General features: G+C 74.1%; 16 protein-coding genes. 4 read left to right on the forward strand and 12 right to left on the reverse strand.

Annotated features, from left to right (window positions below; translation table 11 throughout):
• Position 1: 1 nt before the first annotated feature.
• From cas7g to AC0VX2_RS11545, 4 genes are all read right to left on the reverse strand, one after another.
• Positions 2–1,246 carry a type I-G CRISPR-associated RAMP protein Csb1/Cas7g gene (cas7g, locus tag AC0VX2_RS11530; RefSeq protein ID WP_078025320.1) on the reverse strand — a complete coding sequence of 415 codons (1,245 nt, stop codon included), beginning with the start codon at positions 1,244–1,246 and terminating at the stop codon, positions 2–4.
• Between the two features lie 556 nt (positions 1,247–1,802).
• The gene (locus AC0VX2_RS11535; RefSeq protein WP_101965897.1) at positions 1,803–2,723 is read right to left on the reverse strand and encodes an SDR family oxidoreductase; all 921 of its coding nucleotides are present in this window, start codon (positions 2,721–2,723) and stop codon (positions 1,803–1,805) included.
• A 233-nt stretch (positions 2,724–2,956) separates the two neighbouring features.
• Positions 2,957–4,588, reverse strand: a complete 1,632-nt coding sequence (locus AC0VX2_RS11540) for an amidohydrolase (protein ID WP_144819801.1) — start codon at positions 4,586–4,588, stop codon at positions 2,957–2,959.
• A gap of 81 nt (positions 4,589–4,669) precedes the next feature.
• Positions 4,670–5,842 carry a cystathionine gamma-lyase gene (locus tag AC0VX2_RS11545; protein ID WP_144819800.1) on the reverse strand — a complete coding sequence of 391 codons (1,173 nt, stop codon included), beginning with the start codon at positions 5,840–5,842 and terminating at the stop codon, positions 4,670–4,672.
• A gap of 61 nt (positions 5,843–5,903) precedes the next feature.
• Here AC0VX2_RS11545 and AC0VX2_RS11550 point away from each other — a divergent pair, with 61 nt between their 5' ends.
• Positions 5,904–7,652, forward strand: a complete 1,749-nt coding sequence (locus AC0VX2_RS11550) for an ABC-F family ATP-binding cassette domain-containing protein (RefSeq protein WP_020627042.1) — start codon at positions 5,904–5,906, stop codon at positions 7,650–7,652.
• Between the two features lie 45 nt (positions 7,653–7,697).
• On the opposite strand, the gene AC0VX2_RS11555 is transcribed toward AC0VX2_RS11550, so the two are convergent.
• Positions 7,698–8,147 (reverse strand): SRPBCC family protein, encoded by a 450-nt coding sequence (locus AC0VX2_RS11555; protein ID WP_020627043.1) that lies wholly within the window; start codon positions 8,145–8,147, stop codon positions 7,698–7,700.
• A 104-nt stretch (positions 8,148–8,251) separates the two neighbouring features.
• Between AC0VX2_RS11555 and AC0VX2_RS11560 the strand changes: the two genes are divergently transcribed.
• Complete coding sequence (locus AC0VX2_RS11560; RefSeq protein ID WP_475432590.1) at positions 8,252–8,989, forward strand: Pr6Pr family membrane protein; 738 nt, start codon at positions 8,252–8,254, stop codon at positions 8,987–8,989.
• A gap of 7 nt (positions 8,990–8,996) precedes the next feature.
• On the opposite strand, the gene AC0VX2_RS11565 is transcribed toward AC0VX2_RS11560, so the two are convergent.
• From AC0VX2_RS11565 to AC0VX2_RS11590, 6 genes are all read right to left on the reverse strand, one after another.
• Positions 8,997–9,827 carry an alpha/beta fold hydrolase gene (locus AC0VX2_RS11565; protein ID WP_020627045.1) on the reverse strand — a complete coding sequence of 277 codons (831 nt, stop codon included), beginning with the start codon at positions 9,825–9,827 and terminating at the stop codon, positions 8,997–8,999.
• A gap of 188 nt (positions 9,828–10,015) precedes the next feature.
• On the reverse strand, positions 10,016–10,543 hold the full coding sequence (locus AC0VX2_RS11570; protein ID WP_020627046.1) for a hypothetical protein: 528 nt from the start codon (positions 10,541–10,543) through the stop codon (positions 10,016–10,018).
• An 11-nt stretch (positions 10,544–10,554) separates the two neighbouring features.
• Positions 10,555–11,145, reverse strand: a complete 591-nt coding sequence (locus tag AC0VX2_RS11575) for a DinB family protein (RefSeq protein WP_010079843.1) — start codon at positions 11,143–11,145, stop codon at positions 10,555–10,557.
• A 98-nt stretch (positions 11,146–11,243) separates the two neighbouring features.
• On the reverse strand, positions 11,244–12,596 hold the full coding sequence (locus AC0VX2_RS11580) for an alanine/glycine:cation symporter family protein (protein ID WP_396729878.1): 1,353 nt from the start codon (positions 12,594–12,596) through the stop codon (positions 11,244–11,246).
• Between the two features lie 6 nt (positions 12,597–12,602).
• On the reverse strand, positions 12,603–12,788 hold the full coding sequence (locus AC0VX2_RS11585; RefSeq protein WP_260840458.1) for a hypothetical protein: 186 nt from the start codon (positions 12,786–12,788) through the stop codon (positions 12,603–12,605).
• Positions 12,789–12,927: 139 nt separating this feature from the next.
• Positions 12,928–13,653 (reverse strand): transcriptional regulator, encoded by a 726-nt coding sequence (locus AC0VX2_RS11590; RefSeq protein ID WP_396729881.1) that lies wholly within the window; start codon positions 13,651–13,653, stop codon positions 12,928–12,930.
• 167 nt (positions 13,654–13,820) lie between these two features.
• Here AC0VX2_RS11590 and AC0VX2_RS11595 point away from each other — a divergent pair, with 167 nt between their 5' ends.
• Together AC0VX2_RS11595 and AC0VX2_RS11600 are read left to right on the forward strand one after the other, a co-directional pair.
• Positions 13,821–14,948 carry a YeeE/YedE family protein gene (locus tag AC0VX2_RS11595; protein ID WP_020627049.1) on the forward strand — a complete coding sequence of 376 codons (1,128 nt, stop codon included), beginning with the start codon at positions 13,821–13,823 and terminating at the stop codon, positions 14,946–14,948.
• A gap of 52 nt (positions 14,949–15,000) precedes the next feature.
• Positions 15,001–15,228, forward strand: coding sequence for a sulfurtransferase TusA family protein (locus AC0VX2_RS11600; RefSeq protein WP_002855519.1), 228 nt, complete (start codon positions 15,001–15,003; stop codon positions 15,226–15,228).
• Positions 15,229–15,272: 44 nt separating this feature from the next.
• On the opposite strand, the gene AC0VX2_RS11605 is transcribed toward AC0VX2_RS11600, so the two are convergent.
• Positions 15,273–16,334, reverse strand: a complete 1,062-nt coding sequence (locus AC0VX2_RS11605) for a zinc-binding dehydrogenase (protein WP_020625207.1) — start codon at positions 16,332–16,334, stop codon at positions 15,273–15,275.
• Positions 16,335–16,445 lie beyond the last annotated feature (111 nt).

Here is a 16,445-nt window from a genome sequence, read left to right on the forward strand (position 1 = left end):
GTCACACCTCGACGTCGTCGGTGCTGGCGGCGCCCAGGATCGCCGGGTCGCCCACCAGTTGGATGGTCTGCCCGTTCCACTCGACACCGGCGACCGACTTCGCATGCGCCAGCGCCGCTTCGAACACCTGGACGGCCACCTCGTCCGTGATGGGGGCGAGCGCCCGGGACTTGCCGTACCGGAGGTCGAGGGTCACGGTCGGCTCATCGGATTCGACCAGATGGCAGTTCGCACGCAGATGCAGCTCGCGGTCCGAGAGGGCCATGCCGAGCAGGGCGTAGGCCGCGAGCAGGGCGCGGCACGCCACGTCCTGCTCCGTCGTGCCGCCGAAGCGGAGCTGACGGAGCGCGGAAAAGGACAGGAGGCGTCGTCGCATGATGGAACGGCACGCGACACCGCCCAGTTCGCCGAGGACCGGCGGGATGTGGCCCAGGCCGAGCGTGGACATGGACGATCCGGTCTCCCCCTTCTTCTTGGCCTCGGCGAGCACCTTGTCCTGCAGTTTGGCGCTCAGTTCACCCGCCTGCGCCTTGACCAGTGCCTCGACGTCCTTGGCCGATGGCTTGACGCTCGCCGCGACGGGGTCCACACGGCCAGCTGCGCGCCGATTGGTCCGCGGCGCCCCGCCCTCCTGGTCCTGGTCGGCCAGAACGCCGATGATCTCACCCGTCATGCAGGACTGGTAGCGGCCCTGATGCGACTTCCGAGTGGAGTCCCATGCGCCGAGGACCAAGGCCGTCGGTGCGGCGTCCAGCAGAGCCCGGGCGTCGAGCTTCGTGGCGTCCCGCAGTGCACGGTAGGCCTCGGTCTGCGTCACGGGAGCACCGTCAAGGGTGGCCGCCCGGATGTGTCCGTCGAACGCACGATGAGGCAGGGAGAGATCCGACTCGACAGCCTCTCCGTAACGCACCTCGATGGTCGGCACCTTGCGCAGCGCCTCTCCCTCCGGTGTCCCCTGATCCCGCCGAGCGGAGATGATGGCGTCCTCGTCCCGGTTGGAGACCGACTGCTTGCTGTCCACGACGACGGTCCACACCGGTCGCGGCTGACCGGCCTCGTCGAGTTCCATCCGACGCTCGTAGGCGTAGGTGGGCTCACCCCGGCCCTCGATCACCTTGGCCGGCGCGATCACCGCCCCGGGGCCGCCGGCGGGCCGGAGCGGGGTCTCCGACAAGAGTGAGGTGCTCCCCCCGGGAGCACACGCGGCGAGGAGGTCCTCGAGGGACAGGGTGTCGAAGTCAGACATGACGCGGCCTTTCGTCCTGGTCTCGGGGCCGCCCCATTCGCTCGGGCGCTGCCCCCGCTTAACGTGTCCGCCTCCCGCGCGAAGATCGAGCGGTCGGAAGCCTCGGTGAGGCATGACACAGATGCTGACAGAGCGGGCGCACAGGGTCAATAATGGAACCCTCTTAGCAAGTTCTCATTCACATACTTACTATCAGCTAGTAGGGGTACATCCCCTGGCCCGCCTGCCCCGCGCGCCATGGGGACGCCTCCCCAGCACGCGCGTCCTCACGTAGGGTCGTCTTCGTCGCGCGGAGTCACCCACCCCCTTCGTTGAGGCTAGGTCTGTGCCTGAGAACTGCGCCCAGACGCACACCACGCGGGATCTCCGCGTCTTCGCTGAGCCGGCTCCGCGCGACACCGCCGGGCTCCATCAGGTGATTCCGCACAAGGCTGTGGAGCCTGCAGCCCCACCCCACAGACAAGGTGACGGTCGTGGTCGCTTCCGGTGTCCGGAGGCGACCACGACCGTCACCTTGTCTATCGCGGGGTACACGCCCCGCCTGACAGGCCTCACCTCACGGCGTCGGCATGCCGCCGGTGACCGGAATGGTCGCACCCACCACATAGGAGGACTCCGGCGAGGCCAGGAACACGTACGCCGGGGCGAGCTCGGTGGGCTGCCCGGCGCGGCCCAGCGGAGTGGACTGGCCGAACTCGGGCAGGGCCTCCGGCTTCTGGCCGCCGGAGGGCTGCAGCGGGGTCCAGATCGGACCGGGCGCCACGGCGTTCACGCGGATGCCCTTCGGTGCCAGCTGCTGGCCCAGGGCCTTCGTGAAGGTGTTGATGGCGGCCTTCGTGGAGGAGTAGTCCACCAGCTGCTCCGGGGCCATGTAGGCGACCACGGAGGTGGTGTTGATGATCGTGGAACCCGGCTTCAGGTGCGGCAGGGCGGCCTTGACCAGGCGGAACTGGGCCAGGATGTTGATGTCGAAGGTGGCCTCGAGCTGCTCGTCGTCGATGTCCTCGATCGAGTCCTGCGCCACCTGCTTGCCGCCGTTGTTCACCAGCACGTCCAGCCCGCCGAGCTTCTCGACCGCCTGGGCCACGAGATCGGCGCAGAACGTCTTGTCCCGCAGGTCGCCGGGGATCCCGGCGGCGGTGCGCCCCTCCGCCTGCAGGACCTCGAGGACGTGCTGGGCGTCCTTCTCCTCCTCGGGCAGGTAGGTGATCACGACGTCGGCGCCCTCGCGCGCGAACGCGATCGCGGTGGCCGCGCCGATGCCGGAGTCGCCGCCGGTGATGAGCGCCTTGCGGCCCTCGAGACGGCCGGTGCCGCGGTAGGACTTCTCACCCAGGTCGGCCTTCGGCGTCATCTCCGCGTCCAGGCCGGTGCCGGGCAACGACTGCTCCGGCGGGCTGATCACGGGGTAGCGCTTCGTGGGGTCCTGCAGGGTGAGCTGGTCGGTGGTGGTGGTGTTCGCGTCGTCGTGCGCCACGGGGTGCTCCTCATGGTCTCGGGGCGGCGCGCGGTCTGCGCGCCGTCCTCCGAGCGTAGGGAGCAGCCCCCCAGCAGAGCCACGGCTGACCGCCGGGTCACCGGACGTGCCCCACCCGCTCCCCTGGACGACGAGCCCTGCGATATGGCCCCTAAACCGGGCGGGTAGGGGCCATATCGCAGGGCTCGTCGCGGGGGGCGGGTGTCGCGGGGCGTCGGGGCCGGGGCCGGGCGTCACAGCCCGCCGTGCACGAACTCCCCACCCACGGCGGTGGCGACGACGTCGATCGCCGCGATCTGATCGCTCGGCACCGCGCGCGGGTCCTCGCTGAGCACCGTGAAGTCCGCGAGCTGGCCCGCGACGAGCCGTCCCTTGCGGCCGCCCCAGCCGGTCGCCTCCGCGGAGCCGACCGTGTAGGCGTGCAGGGCCTCGGCCACCGTGAGCCGCTCCGCGTCCGGGCCGTACTGCTCGCCGGTCTCGGTGCGGCGCAGCACGAAGTCCTGGATGACCTCCAGCGGGCGGCCGCCGGCCACGGGACGGTCCGAGCTGCCGGGCAGCACCAGGCCCGCGCGCAGCAGCCGCCCGGCCGGGTACGAGAGCGCGGCCCGCTCCGGCCCGATCCGCTCCCGCACCGACCCGCCGAACGCGCTGATGAAGTTCGGCTGGGTGGCCATCACGACCTCCAGCTCGGCCATGCGGGCCACCTGATCGTCGCGGACTACCCCGCCGTGCTCCACGCGGTGCGGCATCACGGGGCGCCCGAACCGGCCCCGCGCCTCGGCGATCACGTCGAGGGCGAAGTCAAGGGCGGCGTCGCCGATCGCGTGCAGGGCCAGCGCCCAGCCGGCGGCCGCCGCACCGAGGCACGCCCGGCGCATCTCCCCCGCGTCCTGCTGCAGGTAGCCGCGGCCGTGGCCGTGCCCGCAGTAGTCCTCGGTCATCGCGGCGGTCTGCCCGAGCATCGACCCGTCTGTGAACACCTTCGCCGGCCCGATCTGCAGCCACTCATCGCCCACCCCCGTGCGCACGCCGGCGTCGAGGGTGAGGTGCGTGCCGTCGTCGGGATGGCCGTCCACCGGGTGCAGCGCATCCAGGGTGACCATCGTCTGGAAGCGGGTGCGCAGCAGCCCCGCGTCCCGGGCGCGCTGATACGCGCCGAACTCGAGCGGGCTGTGCCCGATCCACCCACCGGCCACCCCCGCATCCGTCACCGAGGTGATGCCCTCGGCCGCGTACTCCTGCGAGGCCCGCGCCAGGCACGCGCCGATGTGCTCGTGGGACTCCGGCTGCAACAGCCGGGTCGCCAGGCTCATGGCGGTCTCCTCCAACAGACCGGTGGGCCGGCCCTCGGCGTCCGTGAGGATCCGCCCGCCCTCGGGCTGCTGCAGCACCTGCTCCCCCACGCCGGCCAGGACCAGCACCGCCCCGGACACCGTGACGGCGTGGCCCGTGTTGTGGCGGATGAGCACGGGGCGCCCGGAGGCGGCGGCATCGAGGCTGTCGCGGTCCGGCTGGGGTCCGGTGAGGTGGCCGGGGTCGAAGCCGGTGCACGTCACCCAGGCGCCGGGGTCGAGCTCGGCGGCGCGGGCGCGGACCCGGCGGTGGACCTCCTCCGCGGTGCGCGCGCCCTCGAGGTCCACGTCCAGTCGGGACTGGCCGAACCAGACGCTGTGCGCGTGGGCGTCGTTGAACCCGGCGAGGACGGTGCGCCCCCGCGCGTCGAGACGTTCGCGCGTCGCGAGGCCGTCCATCTCCTCGTCCACCCCGACGACGACGCCCCGCCACACCCCCAGCCGCGAGGCCGACGGGCGGGCGGGGTCGCCGGTGATGAGGCGGGCGTTCTCCACGATCAGGTCGAGCTGCATGGGGCGGGGCCTCCTGGGGCGGGGCGGCGGGGGCTGATTCGCGAGCGTAGCCGGGCCGGGCTCAGGCGGGCAGGGCCGGGCTCAGGCGGGTCCGGCCGCCGCGTCCAGCGCCCTGGTGAGATCGGTGAGCAGCTCCGCCGTCGGCTCGACGCCCACGGACAGGCGCACGAAGCCGGCCGGGACGTCGTCGCCCCAGCGGGCGCGGCGCTCGGCCGCCGTGTGCGTGCCGCCGAAGCTGGTCTGCGGCACCACGTACTGCGCCGCGGCGATGAACCGCTCGGCCGCCGCCGCGTCCGCGAACCGCAGCCCGACGAGGCCGCCCGCCGCCGTCATCTGACGCGCCACGACCTCCGCGTCCGGGTGGTCCGCCAGCCCCGGGTAGACCACGGCGCGCACCGCCGGGTGGCCCGCGGCCAGCTCCGCGACCGCCTGCGCCGACGCGCACATGCGGGCGAAGCGGACCTCGAGGGTCTCCAGACCGCGGTGGATCAGCCAGGCCTCGTGGGTGCCGAGGATCCCGCCGGCCAGGGTGCGCCAGTCGCGCACGCGCGCCATCACCTGCGGGTCCCGGCTGGCCACGTGCCCGCCGAGGGCGTCCGTGTGCCCGTTGACGGCCTTCGTGTCCGAGGCCACGACCACGTCCGCCCCCAGCTCCAGCGGGCGCTGCCCCAGGGGGGTCAGCAGCGTGTTGTCCACCACCACGAGGGCCCCCGCGCCGTCCCGGCGGCCGTTCGCGTGGGCGCGGGCGGCGACGTCCGCCAGGTCCGCCACGCGCAGCCCCGGGTTGGAGGGGGTCTCCACGAGCACCAGGTCGTAGCCGCTCAGGTCCGCATGGGCGAGCCCCTGGGTGGCGACCAGGTCCACGTGCACGCCTCGGGGCGTGAGGTGCTCGGCGGCGAGGGCGCGGGTGGGCCCGTAGCCGTCCGCGGGCAGGAGGGCGCGGTCCCCCGGGTGCAGCAGGGGCAGCAGGACGGCGGCGATCGCGGCCATGCCGGAGGGGACCACGGCGACGTCGGCGTCCTCCAGCGCGCCCAGGGCGGCCTCGAGCGCGGACCAGGTGGGCGTGGCCCAGCGCGCGTACTGGAAAGGCACGTCCGCGCCGGGGGCGGTGGGGGCGCCGTCCGGGTCCGCGCCGGGCAGGTGGAACGCGCTCGCGTGGACCAGCGGCGGGGAGATGGACTCCCCCGGGGCCATCCCGTGGGCGCGGTGGTGCAGGACGGTGCCGAAGGCGGGCGGCGGCGGGGCGGCGGACATGGCCCCGAGCGTAGTCCCGACCCCGGACGCGGCAGCGCGCCCCCTCCCTAGACTGGCGGACATGACCTCCGGCCCTCCCTCCCCCGCCCTGCCCGCCGGGCCCGCCGCCCACCTGCGCGGCGAGCACCTGACCGTCTCGCTCGGCGGGCACCGCGTGCTCACGGACGCCACGGTGCGGATCAACGCCGGCTCGCGGCTCGGGATCGTGGGTGAGAACGGGCGCGGCAAGACCACGCTGCTCCACGTGCTCACGGGCCGGATCACGCCCGACGTCGGCCGCGTGACGCGGGCGGGCACGCTCGCGTTCGTCCCGCAGGCGCTGCGGGCGCGGGCCGACGGGCGCTCCCGCACGGTGGGCGACCTGGTCCGCGACGCCCTCACGGGCCCGCACGCCGCACTCGAGGCCCTGGACGCCGCCGCGGCCGCCCTGGCCGAGGCCCCCGACGACGCCGGCGCCGGACACCGGTACTCCACCGCGCTGGAGCGGGCCCACCTCTACGACGCCTGGGACGCCGGCCGGCGCGTGGACATGGACCTCGAGGGGCTGCACGCGTGCACGGACCGCGAGCACCCCCTCACATCGCTCTCGGTCGGCCAGCGCCACCGGGTGCGCCTGGCCGTCACCCTCGGCTCCCGGCCGGACCTGCTGCTGCTGGACGAGCCGACCAACCACCTGGACGACGTCGCCCTGGACTTCCTCACCCGCCGGCTGGTGGAGCACCCGGGCGGGGTCGCCGTCGTCAGCCACGACCGCGCCCTGCTGCGCGCCGTGTGCACCGACATCGTGGACCTGGATCCCAGCCAGGACGGGCGGCCGCGGCGGTACTCCGGCGGGTACGCCGGCTGGGCGAAGGGGCGCCGCCGCGCCCGGGCCGCCTGGGAGCAGGAGTACGCCGAGCAGAACGCCGAGCGCGAGCGGCTGGAGCTGGCCGTGGAGGACGCGCGGGAGCAGATGCAGGGCTCGTGGCGGCCCCCGAAGGGCACCGGCAAGCACCAGCGCTCGAGCCGGTCGGCGGGGATCGTGCAGATGTTCAACCGGCGCTTCGACGAGCTGGAGGCGCACCGGATCACCGTGCCCGAGCCGCCCCTGCGCCTGGACTGGCCGTTCGCGGACATGCCCGACGGCGACCCGCGGGACGGCGCGGACGCGGCGGCGGGCACGGCGGGCGGGCCGGGCACGGCGGGCGACGACGTCCTGCTCACCGCGGACGCCGTGCGCGTGGCCGGGCGGCTCGAGCAGCCGATGGGCGCGGCCCTCGTGCCGGGCGGCCGCGTGCTGGTGACGGGCCCGAACGGGGCCGGGAAGTCCACGCTGCTGCGCGTGCTCGCCGGGGACCTGGAGCCCACGAGCGGCTTGGTGACCGTGGGCGCCGACGTGCGCGTGCGCCTCGTGGCGCAGGAGACCCCCGCGTGGGACGAGGAGCGCACCGCCGCCGCCGTGTTCGAGGAGCACGTGCGCCGCGTCGGCGCGGACGAGGCCGGCGTCGACGACCTGGGCCGTCCCCTGCCGGCCCCCACGCTGCCCTCGCTCGGGCTGCTCACCGCCGAGGCCGCGGACACCCCGGTCGGACGCCTGTCCCAGGGGCAGCAGGCCCGTCTGCACCTGGCGATGGTGCTCATCGAGCGCCCCCACGTGCTGCTGCTGGACGAGCCGACGAACCACCTCTCCCCCGCGCTCGTGGACGAGATGACCGAGGCCCTGCAGGTCACGGAGCAGGCCGTCGTCGTGGTGACCCACGACCGGCAGATGCTCGCCGACCTCGCCGACTGGCCGCGCGTCGAGCTGCGGACCGACGCCGCGGCGGTGTGAGGCGGGCGGGGCCCCTGGCCACAGGCCCGGCCCGGCGGTCCGCCCTCAGAGGTGCGCCCGGCACAGCCGCCGCAGCGCCACGCGGGCCGGCAGTCGGTAGGCCAGGGCGACGACGGCGGGCCCGTGGACCGTCAGCCCCGCCCGGGTGCCGCGGGGGGTGGCGGTGAGGTCGTGCGTCATGGAGACCGCCGTCCCGGCCACCCGCACCGTCCACCGCCAGGTGCGGGCGTCGTCGTCGACCTCCTCGACCACGAACGGGACGCGCAGCCCCAGGGGCGCGTGGACCACGCCGCGAAGCCCGGCCCGCAGCCGGCGCCGTGGCGCCTCCACGGCGCGGATCTGCGGAGCCCACCGCGGCCACAGGCGCAGGTCGGCGTAGCGGGCCCAGGCCACGTCCACGGCGGCGGGCCCGGTCGTCGTCACGCGGCGGAACTGTCGGGGGCGGCGCGCGCGCCTCGCGCCGGCGGGGGTGCGGGTCCAGGGGGTCCGGATCATGGTGCCGAGCGTAGGGTCCGGACCGCCGGCCGGGACACGCCCGCCGGCCCGAGCGGCTCGGCCAGTGCACCGGGGGCGGCGTCGCGCTCCGGCAGGATGGGCGCATGACCCTCCCCACCCCCTCCGGCCGCTGGACGACGACGGCGCGGCCTGCCTTCGCCGTCGCCGCGGCCCTGTCCCTGGGCGGCAACCTGCTCTCACTGTGGATCGGCTCGTGGAAGTCCTCGGACCTGCCGGCCGACGCGGGCTACGCGGGCGTGCTCGAGGGCGGCTGGGAGCACATGCTCAACCAGCCCACGTACTCCACGTTCCTCTCGAACTTCCTGGTGGGGCTGACGTCCCTGCTGCTGGCGCTGCGCCTGCACCGGCCGGGCACGCTGTTCCGGGTGCTGCGGGTGACGGGGGTGGTGTGCATCGTGATCACGGGCGTGGTGTTCAACGTGCTGCTGCGGGACGCCGACCCGATGACCGCCGTCGAGCGGTTCAACGACACCCTGCAGCACATCGTCACGCCGATCCTCACCCCGGTGCTGTGGGCGGTCTTCGGGCCGCGGCGGCAGATCACGTGGCGGGTGGTGTGGTTGTCCACGCTCATCCCGCTCGCCTGGCTGGCGTTCACGCTGCTGCGCGGGCCGTGGCTGGACTGGTACCCGTACACGATCCTGGACGTCCCGCGGCTGGGCTACGACGGCGTCGCCGTCTACGTGGTGGCGATCCTCGTGTTCTTCGTGGCGGTCGCCGCCCTGCTGCGGGTGGCCGACGGCCTGCTGGCGCGGGCCGGCGTCGGGGTGGGGGCGGGCGCCGAGGCGGAGGCCCGGGTGGAGGCCCGTCCCTCCCCCTGACCCCGCCTCAGTCCGACGCCGCGCGGCCCACCTGCACCGCCCACGCGCGGACGAGCGCCTCGGCGACCTCCGGCTGGTCCAGGTGCACGTTGTGGCCGGCGGCGTCGAGCGCCGCGTAGGTGGCGCGCGGGTAATGCTCCAGGAGCGCGGCCTGGTCCCGGTAGCCGACGAGGTGGTCCTCCCGGCCGGTGAGGATCAGGGCGGGCCCCTCGAACGGCGGCGCGGCCTCCTCCGGCACGGCGTCCAGGACGTAGCGCGCGGACAGGCGCTTCAGCGCCTCCTCGTCCACGGCGCGGACGCCCGGCAGCGCGTGCTCGCGGAACCGCTCCCACGTGTCCCGCGTCAGCCGCGGGGACATCTCGAGGAACGGGGCGGCGTCGTCGGGGTCGAGGGTAGACATGAAGGCGTCGTCGCGCTCGCGCACCACCAGGTCGGTGCGGGTGCGCCGGTCCTCGTCCGGGTCGACGACGGGCGCGAGCAGCCCCAGCCCCAACACCTGCGCGCCGAACTCGGCCGCCACGTGCCGGGCGAGCAGGCCGCCGAGGGAGTTGCCGAGCACCGCGAACGGCCGCTCGCCGACCTCCGCGCGGATCCAGTCCACGAGCCAGGCGGCGAGCTCGGGGAGGCCGCCGTCGTCCTGGAGGGCCGAGGTCCGGCCGAAGCCCGGCAGGTCCACGTAGATCCGCTCGACCTCCCCGGCCTCGGCGAGGGCGTCGTCGAGCGGCAGCAGCAGCCGGTGGTCCACGCTGTTGCCGTGCACCGCGATCAGCGGGACGCCGGAGCCGCGGCGGACGACGTGGGGGTTCTCGGGGGTGTGCTCGGATGTGTGCTCGGTCATGGGTCCGAGCGTAGGGCTGAGCGCGCGGTGCCGCCCTCTCCCCGCCGCCCTCTCCTCGCCACCCTCTCCCCGCTGCCCCCTCCCCACCGCTTTGCGGGCCGAATGCGACGCTCCCGTGCCCGATTCAGGGGCTCATCCGTCGGATTCGGCCCACAAAGTGCTCGGCCGGGCCGCCCGGTGCCGGCCGGTCACCAGAGCAGCTGGTCCCCGCGGATCTGCGTCTGGAGTCCGTCGATGCGCCCGAGCACGGAGACCTGCAGCAGGGCCGGCCAGGCGTGCACCACGAGCCCCAGGGCCACCGCGACCACGCCCCAGACCAAATGCCCGACGGCCGCCAGCGCCACGCCCGCCACCGCGTGCAGACCCGCGGAGGCGGCGTGGCTGACGAGGGAGCCCACGGCGGCGGTGCGGATGCGCCGCAGGTCGGCCCGGCCGGTGATGCGGCGGCTGATGGCCGCGTTCCAGCCGACGGCGCCCAGCTGCCGGGAGAGCCAGTCGGTGCGGACCCGGCGGGCGAGATCGCGCCAGCGCGTGTCCCGCCTCCACGGCCGGTCCACGAGCTGCCGCGAGGGCTCCCCGTAGAACGGGCCGAACCCGAAGGTCCCCACCGTGAGCACGCCGACGAACAGCCCCGGCGCCGTCGGCGCCATCAGCACGAAGGCGGACATCAGGGCGGCGACGGTGAGGGCCAGACCGGCGAGCGAGCGGGGAGTCATCACCGCGGACGCTAGCGCACCGGGCCCGCACCCCGGGCGATCCCCTCGAGCCGCCGCACGTGCGCGGCCCACCGCTCGGCGTCCCAGCCGGGCAGGTTGTCCCCGGGGCCGCGCAGGCCGGCCTGCCCGTCGATCCCCTCGCGCAGGATGTCGGCGTGGCCGGCATGGCGGGCCGCGTCGAGGGCCACGTGGGAGAGGATCTGCGCCAGAGTCACCTCGGCCAGGTGCGCGGGCCACCAGGGGACCCGCCCCCGCGCGTCGAGGACGAGGGCCTCGATGGTCGCGTCCGCGTGCGCGAAGCATCGCCGCGCGTAGTCGAGGACGTCCTCGAGGGTCTCGTCCTCGGCGGCGAACAGGTCCGCGCCGTCCTCCTCGCCCACCCCCGGCGCGTCCCAGGGCAGGGGGATGCCGGCGGGGCGGCCGAAGACCTCGCCGAAGTACTCGAGCTCGCACGTGGCCGCGTGCTTGAGCAGGCCCAGCAGGTTGGTGCCGGTGGGGGTGCGGGGCAGGCGGACCTCCCGCTCGGGCAGGCCGTCCAGCTTCGCGAAGAGGGCGTCGCGCTGCCGGCGCAGCCCCTGATGGAGGATCTCCTTGTGGTCCATGGGGTGAGCCTGCCGGGATTCAGGCCGCGCGGACGGCCCTGGCCCGTGGCCCGACGTCGTCGCGGACGTCCGGCGCCCCGGGCCGCCGTCGTCGGTCCTCAGCCCTCCCGGCGCGGGACCACGGTGATGGCCCGGGTGTCCGGGGCGGTGTCCGCGACGTGGTCCATGGCCTCGTCCACGTCCCCGGTGCGCTCGTAGGCGGCGTGGATCTGTTCCCACAGGTGGGCGTTGCGGACGCCGATGGCGGCCGGGTCCAGGACGGGGTCCTGGCCGGCGCGGCGCTGGCGGTCGTAGTCCTTGAGCAGGCGGATGGCCACGGGGCTCAGGAGCACGAGCGCGAGGATGTTCACCCACGTGTACAGGCCCACACCGAAGTCCGCAAGGGACCACACGAACGCGGAGGTCTGCACGGAGCCGATGACCATGGAGGCGGCCAGCAGCAGGCGGGCGGCCGCGATGCAGATGCGCTGCGCCTTCTTGTTCGGGATCAGGTACGCGAGGTTCGTCTCGGCGTAGAACGCGAAGGACAGCAGCGTGGTGAAGGCGAACAGGAACACCGCCACGGCCACGAAGGACGGACCGAAGGACGGCAGGACGACGTCGATGCCGATCTGCACCCAGGCCGGGCCCTCCTCGACGCCGGGCAGATGCTCCACGATCGGGGGGCCCTCACCCGTGCCGAGCACGTTGAAGCTGTTGGTGGACAGGATCACCAGGCCGGTCATGGTGCACACGAACAGGGTGTCCACATAGGCGGAGAACGCCTGGGCCAGGCCCTGCTTCACCGGGTGGGAGACGTGGGCGGCGGCGGAGGCCTGGGCGCCCGAGCCGGTGCCGATCTCGGTGGAGTACACGGCGCGGCGCACGCCCCACGCGATGGCGGCGCCGAGCATGCCGGCGTAGACGGAGTCGGCGGCGAAGGCGCTGGTGAAGATCAGGGAGAACATGGCCGGGACCTCCTGCCACATCACCGCGACGACGACGAGCCCCACCAGGATGTACGCGCCGGCCATGAACGGGACCACGAGGCCCACCGTGCGGCCCAGGCGGTGCATGCCGCCGAACACGATCACGCAGAACAGCACGGCCATCCCGAGACCCACCCACAGCGGATCCCAGCCCCACGCCTCGGTCGTGGCGGCGGTGACGGCGTTGGCCTGGATCTGCGGGCCGGTGAAGACCGTCGCGAACACGGTGGCCGCGGCGTAGGCGACCGCCAGCCACCGCCAGTTCCGGCCGAGCCCCTCAAGGATGTAGTACGCGGGCCCGCCGCGGTACTCGCCGCGGACCTTGTGCTTGTAGAGCTGCGCCAGCGAGCTCTCCACGAGCGCCACGGGGGCGCCGAGGATCGCCGTCACCCACATCCAGAACAGCGCGCCCGGGCCGCCCAGGTAGATCGCGGCCGCGACGCCCGCGATGTTGCCGACGCCGATGCGTCCGCCCAGGGCCATGGCGAACTACTGGAACGAGCTGATCCCCGCCGACGACGATCCTCCCCTGACCAGCTGGCCCACCATGTCCCTGAGCAGCCGCACCTGGGGAGCCGCCATGCGGATCGTGAAGTACAGGCCCAGGGCGAGGAGCCCGACGACCATGGGCAGGCTCCACATGATCGAGTTGGCGGCGGTGACGAACTGCTCCATGGTCACTTCCCAGGTCGTGGACAGAATCCGTGCACTCCATCACATTCGGGCCACCTCCGGCACCCCTGAGCCCCCGGGGGGTCTGTGTGGGACCGGCAGGGTCGGCCGGCCAGACACGCCGTGCCGCCCCCGCCCCGGCTCACCCCTGCCCCGCTCCCGCCTCCTCCTGCACCGTCACCGCCTCCTCCCGCACCGTCATCGCCAGCTCGACGTGGCCGGCGTCCGGGTCCGCGAGGATCTGGCGGATCTCCGGCGCGGCGCCGGCATCCTCCACGTCGAACGCGTCCATCAGTCCCAGCAGGTCCGGATGGGGCAGCGCGCCGCCGGGGGCGTCGTCGAGCAGGTCGACCTCGCCCGCATCGGCCCGCACGTCCACGTACCGCTCCACGCGGCGCGGCAGCGCCCCGGTCACCACCTCGTGCCCGCCGACCCTGAGGCCCGTGGGAGCCGGGCCGCTCAGCGGGACGGCCAGGACGGTCTCCACGACGTCGGCGGTGCCCGGCACCGGACGCAGTGCCGTCCACGGCGGCCCGGCCGGTGCCGACCCCGCCTCCGCGAGCGCCTGGAACAGCGTCGCGAAGGCGTCGTTCGCGCGCTCGGTGGTCGCCTCCTCACCAGCCTCGTCCAGGGCCACCCGCTGCACGACGCCGGCCCACGGCGTCGGCCCGACCGTGCGCTCCGCCACGGGGCCGGGACGGGCGGGGGCGCCGTCGTCGTCAGGATCCGGGGCCGCGTAGACACCGGCGACCGCGAGCGCGAGCGCGCGGTCCTCGAGGTCGCGGCGGCGTCGCAGCTCGGCCGCGTGCGCCTTCGCGCTCAGTCCGGTGGCGAGGGCGAACTCGCCGACGGTCATCGGGGGGCTCATGGGGCGACCTTTCTCTCAGGTGATCCCAGCGTGGGCGTTCCCCCAAGGGGAGGGTCAAGCGTCGCCCACGGCGCCCCCGCGCGTCGTCTCCGGCACAGCCCTGCGACTGTTACCCCGCACGTCCTGCCCGGCGCGCGGGACCGGCCGCACCCTGTCTCATGGCAGGCATGATCATCACCGGACTCCTCCTCGGCCTCGTCCTGGGCTTCGTGTTCCAGCGCGGACGCTTCTGCGTCACGGGCGCTTTCCGCGACCTGTTCACTATCCGGTCCACCCGATGGCTCACCGCGTTCATGGTGATCGTGGCCGTCCAGTCGGTGGGCGTGTTCGCCCTCGACGCCCTGGGCGTGATCACCCTGGAGGCGGAGACGTTCCCGTGGCTGGGCACGATCATCGGCGGCCTGATCTTCGGCTTCTCGATCGTGCTCGCGGGCGGCTGCGCCACCGGCACGTACTACCGCGCGGGCGAGGGCCTCGTGGGCTCGTGGTTCGCACTGATCTTCTACATCGTGGGCGCCACCGCGTTCCGCAAGGGACCGCTGGCCGGCACCACCGAGGCCGTCCGCTCCGTGGAGACGCAGACGGGCTCGTTCCAGCAGCTCACGGGGCTGTCCCCGTGGGTGTTCGTGGCGCTGCTCGTGGCCGGCGTCGGCCTGGCCGTGCGTCATCACCTGCGTCGCGAGGCGGCCATGACCCGCTTCCGCCTGCCCGCCGCCAAGACCGGCCTCGCGCACGTGCTCACCGAGAAGGCGTGGCACCCGTTCGTCACCGCGGCGATCATCGGCGTGCTGGCGATCCTCGCGTGGCCGCTCTCCTGGGCGACCGGCCGCGAGTCCGGCCTGGGCATCACCGGCCCGTCCGCGAACATCGGCGCGTTCCTCGGCACGGGCGAACTCGAGCTCGTGGACTGGGGCGTGCTGATGGTGACGGGCCTGCTGATCGGCTCGTTCATCGCCGCGAAGGCCTCCGGCGAGTTCCGCGTCCGCGTGCCCGACGCGCAGACCACCGTCCGCTCGATCATCGGCGGCCTCGGCATGGGCTGGGGCGCGGCGTGGGCCGGCGGCTGCACCATCGGCAACGCGATGGTGAACACCGCGACCTTCAGCTTCCAGGGCTGGACCGCGCTCGTGTTCATGGTGCTCGGCACCGGCCTGGCGGCCAAGCTCTTCATCCTCAACCACCGCGGCAAGGGCACGACGCCGGTCCCCGCCCCCGGCTCCGGCCTCGCCTCGGCCGAGGGCGCGGCGGCGGACGCCGGGACGGCCCGCCCCGTGAAGCTCACGCCGATCGGCTGAGCCGGCCCGCCCGCGCACGACCTCTGACCACCGACACCAAGGAGAGAACACCATGGCGAAGCACCTGCTCGAGACCGACGGCCAGGTCTGCCCCTTCCCGCTCGTGGAGGCCAACCAGGCGATGCAGCAGATCCCCTCCGGGGACGAGCTCGTGATCGACTTCGACTGCACCCAGGCCACCGACTCCCTGCCCCGCTGGGCCGCGGAGAACGGCCACGAGGTCACCGACTTCGTGAAGCGCGGCGCCGCAGAGTGGACGATCACCGTGAAGAAGGGCTGAGGGGCGGCGGAGCCTCTCGGCACCTCCGCCCGCCGCGGAGGGCCTCAGACCTCCAGCAGCACCTTGATCTCGCGGCGCTCGTCCATGGCCCGGTACGCCTCGGCGGCGTCGTCGAGCGGCATGCGCGCGGTGAACACGCGGCCGGGCTGGATCTCCCCGGACTGGATGCGCTCGATCAGCTCGGGCAGGAAGCGGCGGACGGGCGCGGGCCCGCCCTCGAGGTGGATCTCACGGCCGAAGAGATCGGAGCCGTCGAGGGTCTGGTCGTGGGAGACGCCCACAAACCCGACGTACCCGCCGGGGCGCACCGAGGCCAGGGCCTGGTCCATGGAGCCCTGCGTGCCGACGGCCTCGCACACCCCGTGCGCTCCGTAGCCGCCGGTGAGCTCGCGCACCTGGGCGGCGCCCTCCTCGCCACGCTCGGCGATCACGACGTCCGCGCCGAACTCCCGGGCGAGCGCGGCCCGATCCTCATGGCGGGAGAACACGATGACCTTCTCCGCGCCGAGGGTCTTGGCGGCCAGGACGGCGCACAGGCCGACGGCGCCGTCGCCGACCACGGCGATGGTCTTGCCGGGGCCGGCCTGCGCGGCGACGGCGGCGTACCAGCCGGTGCCGAGCACATCCGAGGCGGCGAGGTAGTCGGCCAGGCGGTCCGGGTCCGAGGGCTCACCCCCGGGCACCTTCACGAGGGAGCCGTCCGCGAGCTCGACACGCATGTACTGCGCCTGGCTGCCCGTGTACTCGCCGGCGTTGACGCAGCGGGACTGGTAGCCGGCCTGGCAGATCTCGCACGTGTTGTCCGAGAGCATGAACGAGCCGATCACGAAGTCGCCGACCTCGAGGGTGGCGACGTCCTCGCCCTTCTCCACGATCGTGCCGACGTACTCGTGGCCCATGCGCCGGTGGTCGACCTTGTTGTGGCCGCGGTAGGGCCACAGGTCAGAGCCGCACACGCACGCGGCGGCCAGCTTCAGGACCACGTCCGTGGGCTGGGCGACGCGCGGAGTGTCCACCTCCTCCACGACGACGTCGCCCGGCGCACGCATGACGACCGCCTTCATCGTCGCGGGGATGGCAGGGGTGGCGGGGGTCTGTGCGGTCATGGTCTGTCCTCCGGTCTGGCCCGGCGGTCCGGGCGGCGGTGTGCGGGGACCAGTCTTGCGCCCCTGGGCCGTGGAGACGACACATCGACGTCGCAGGCGGGGCCGGTGGAT

It is taken from the genome of Micrococcus sp. iso_239 (assembly GCF_056173395.1).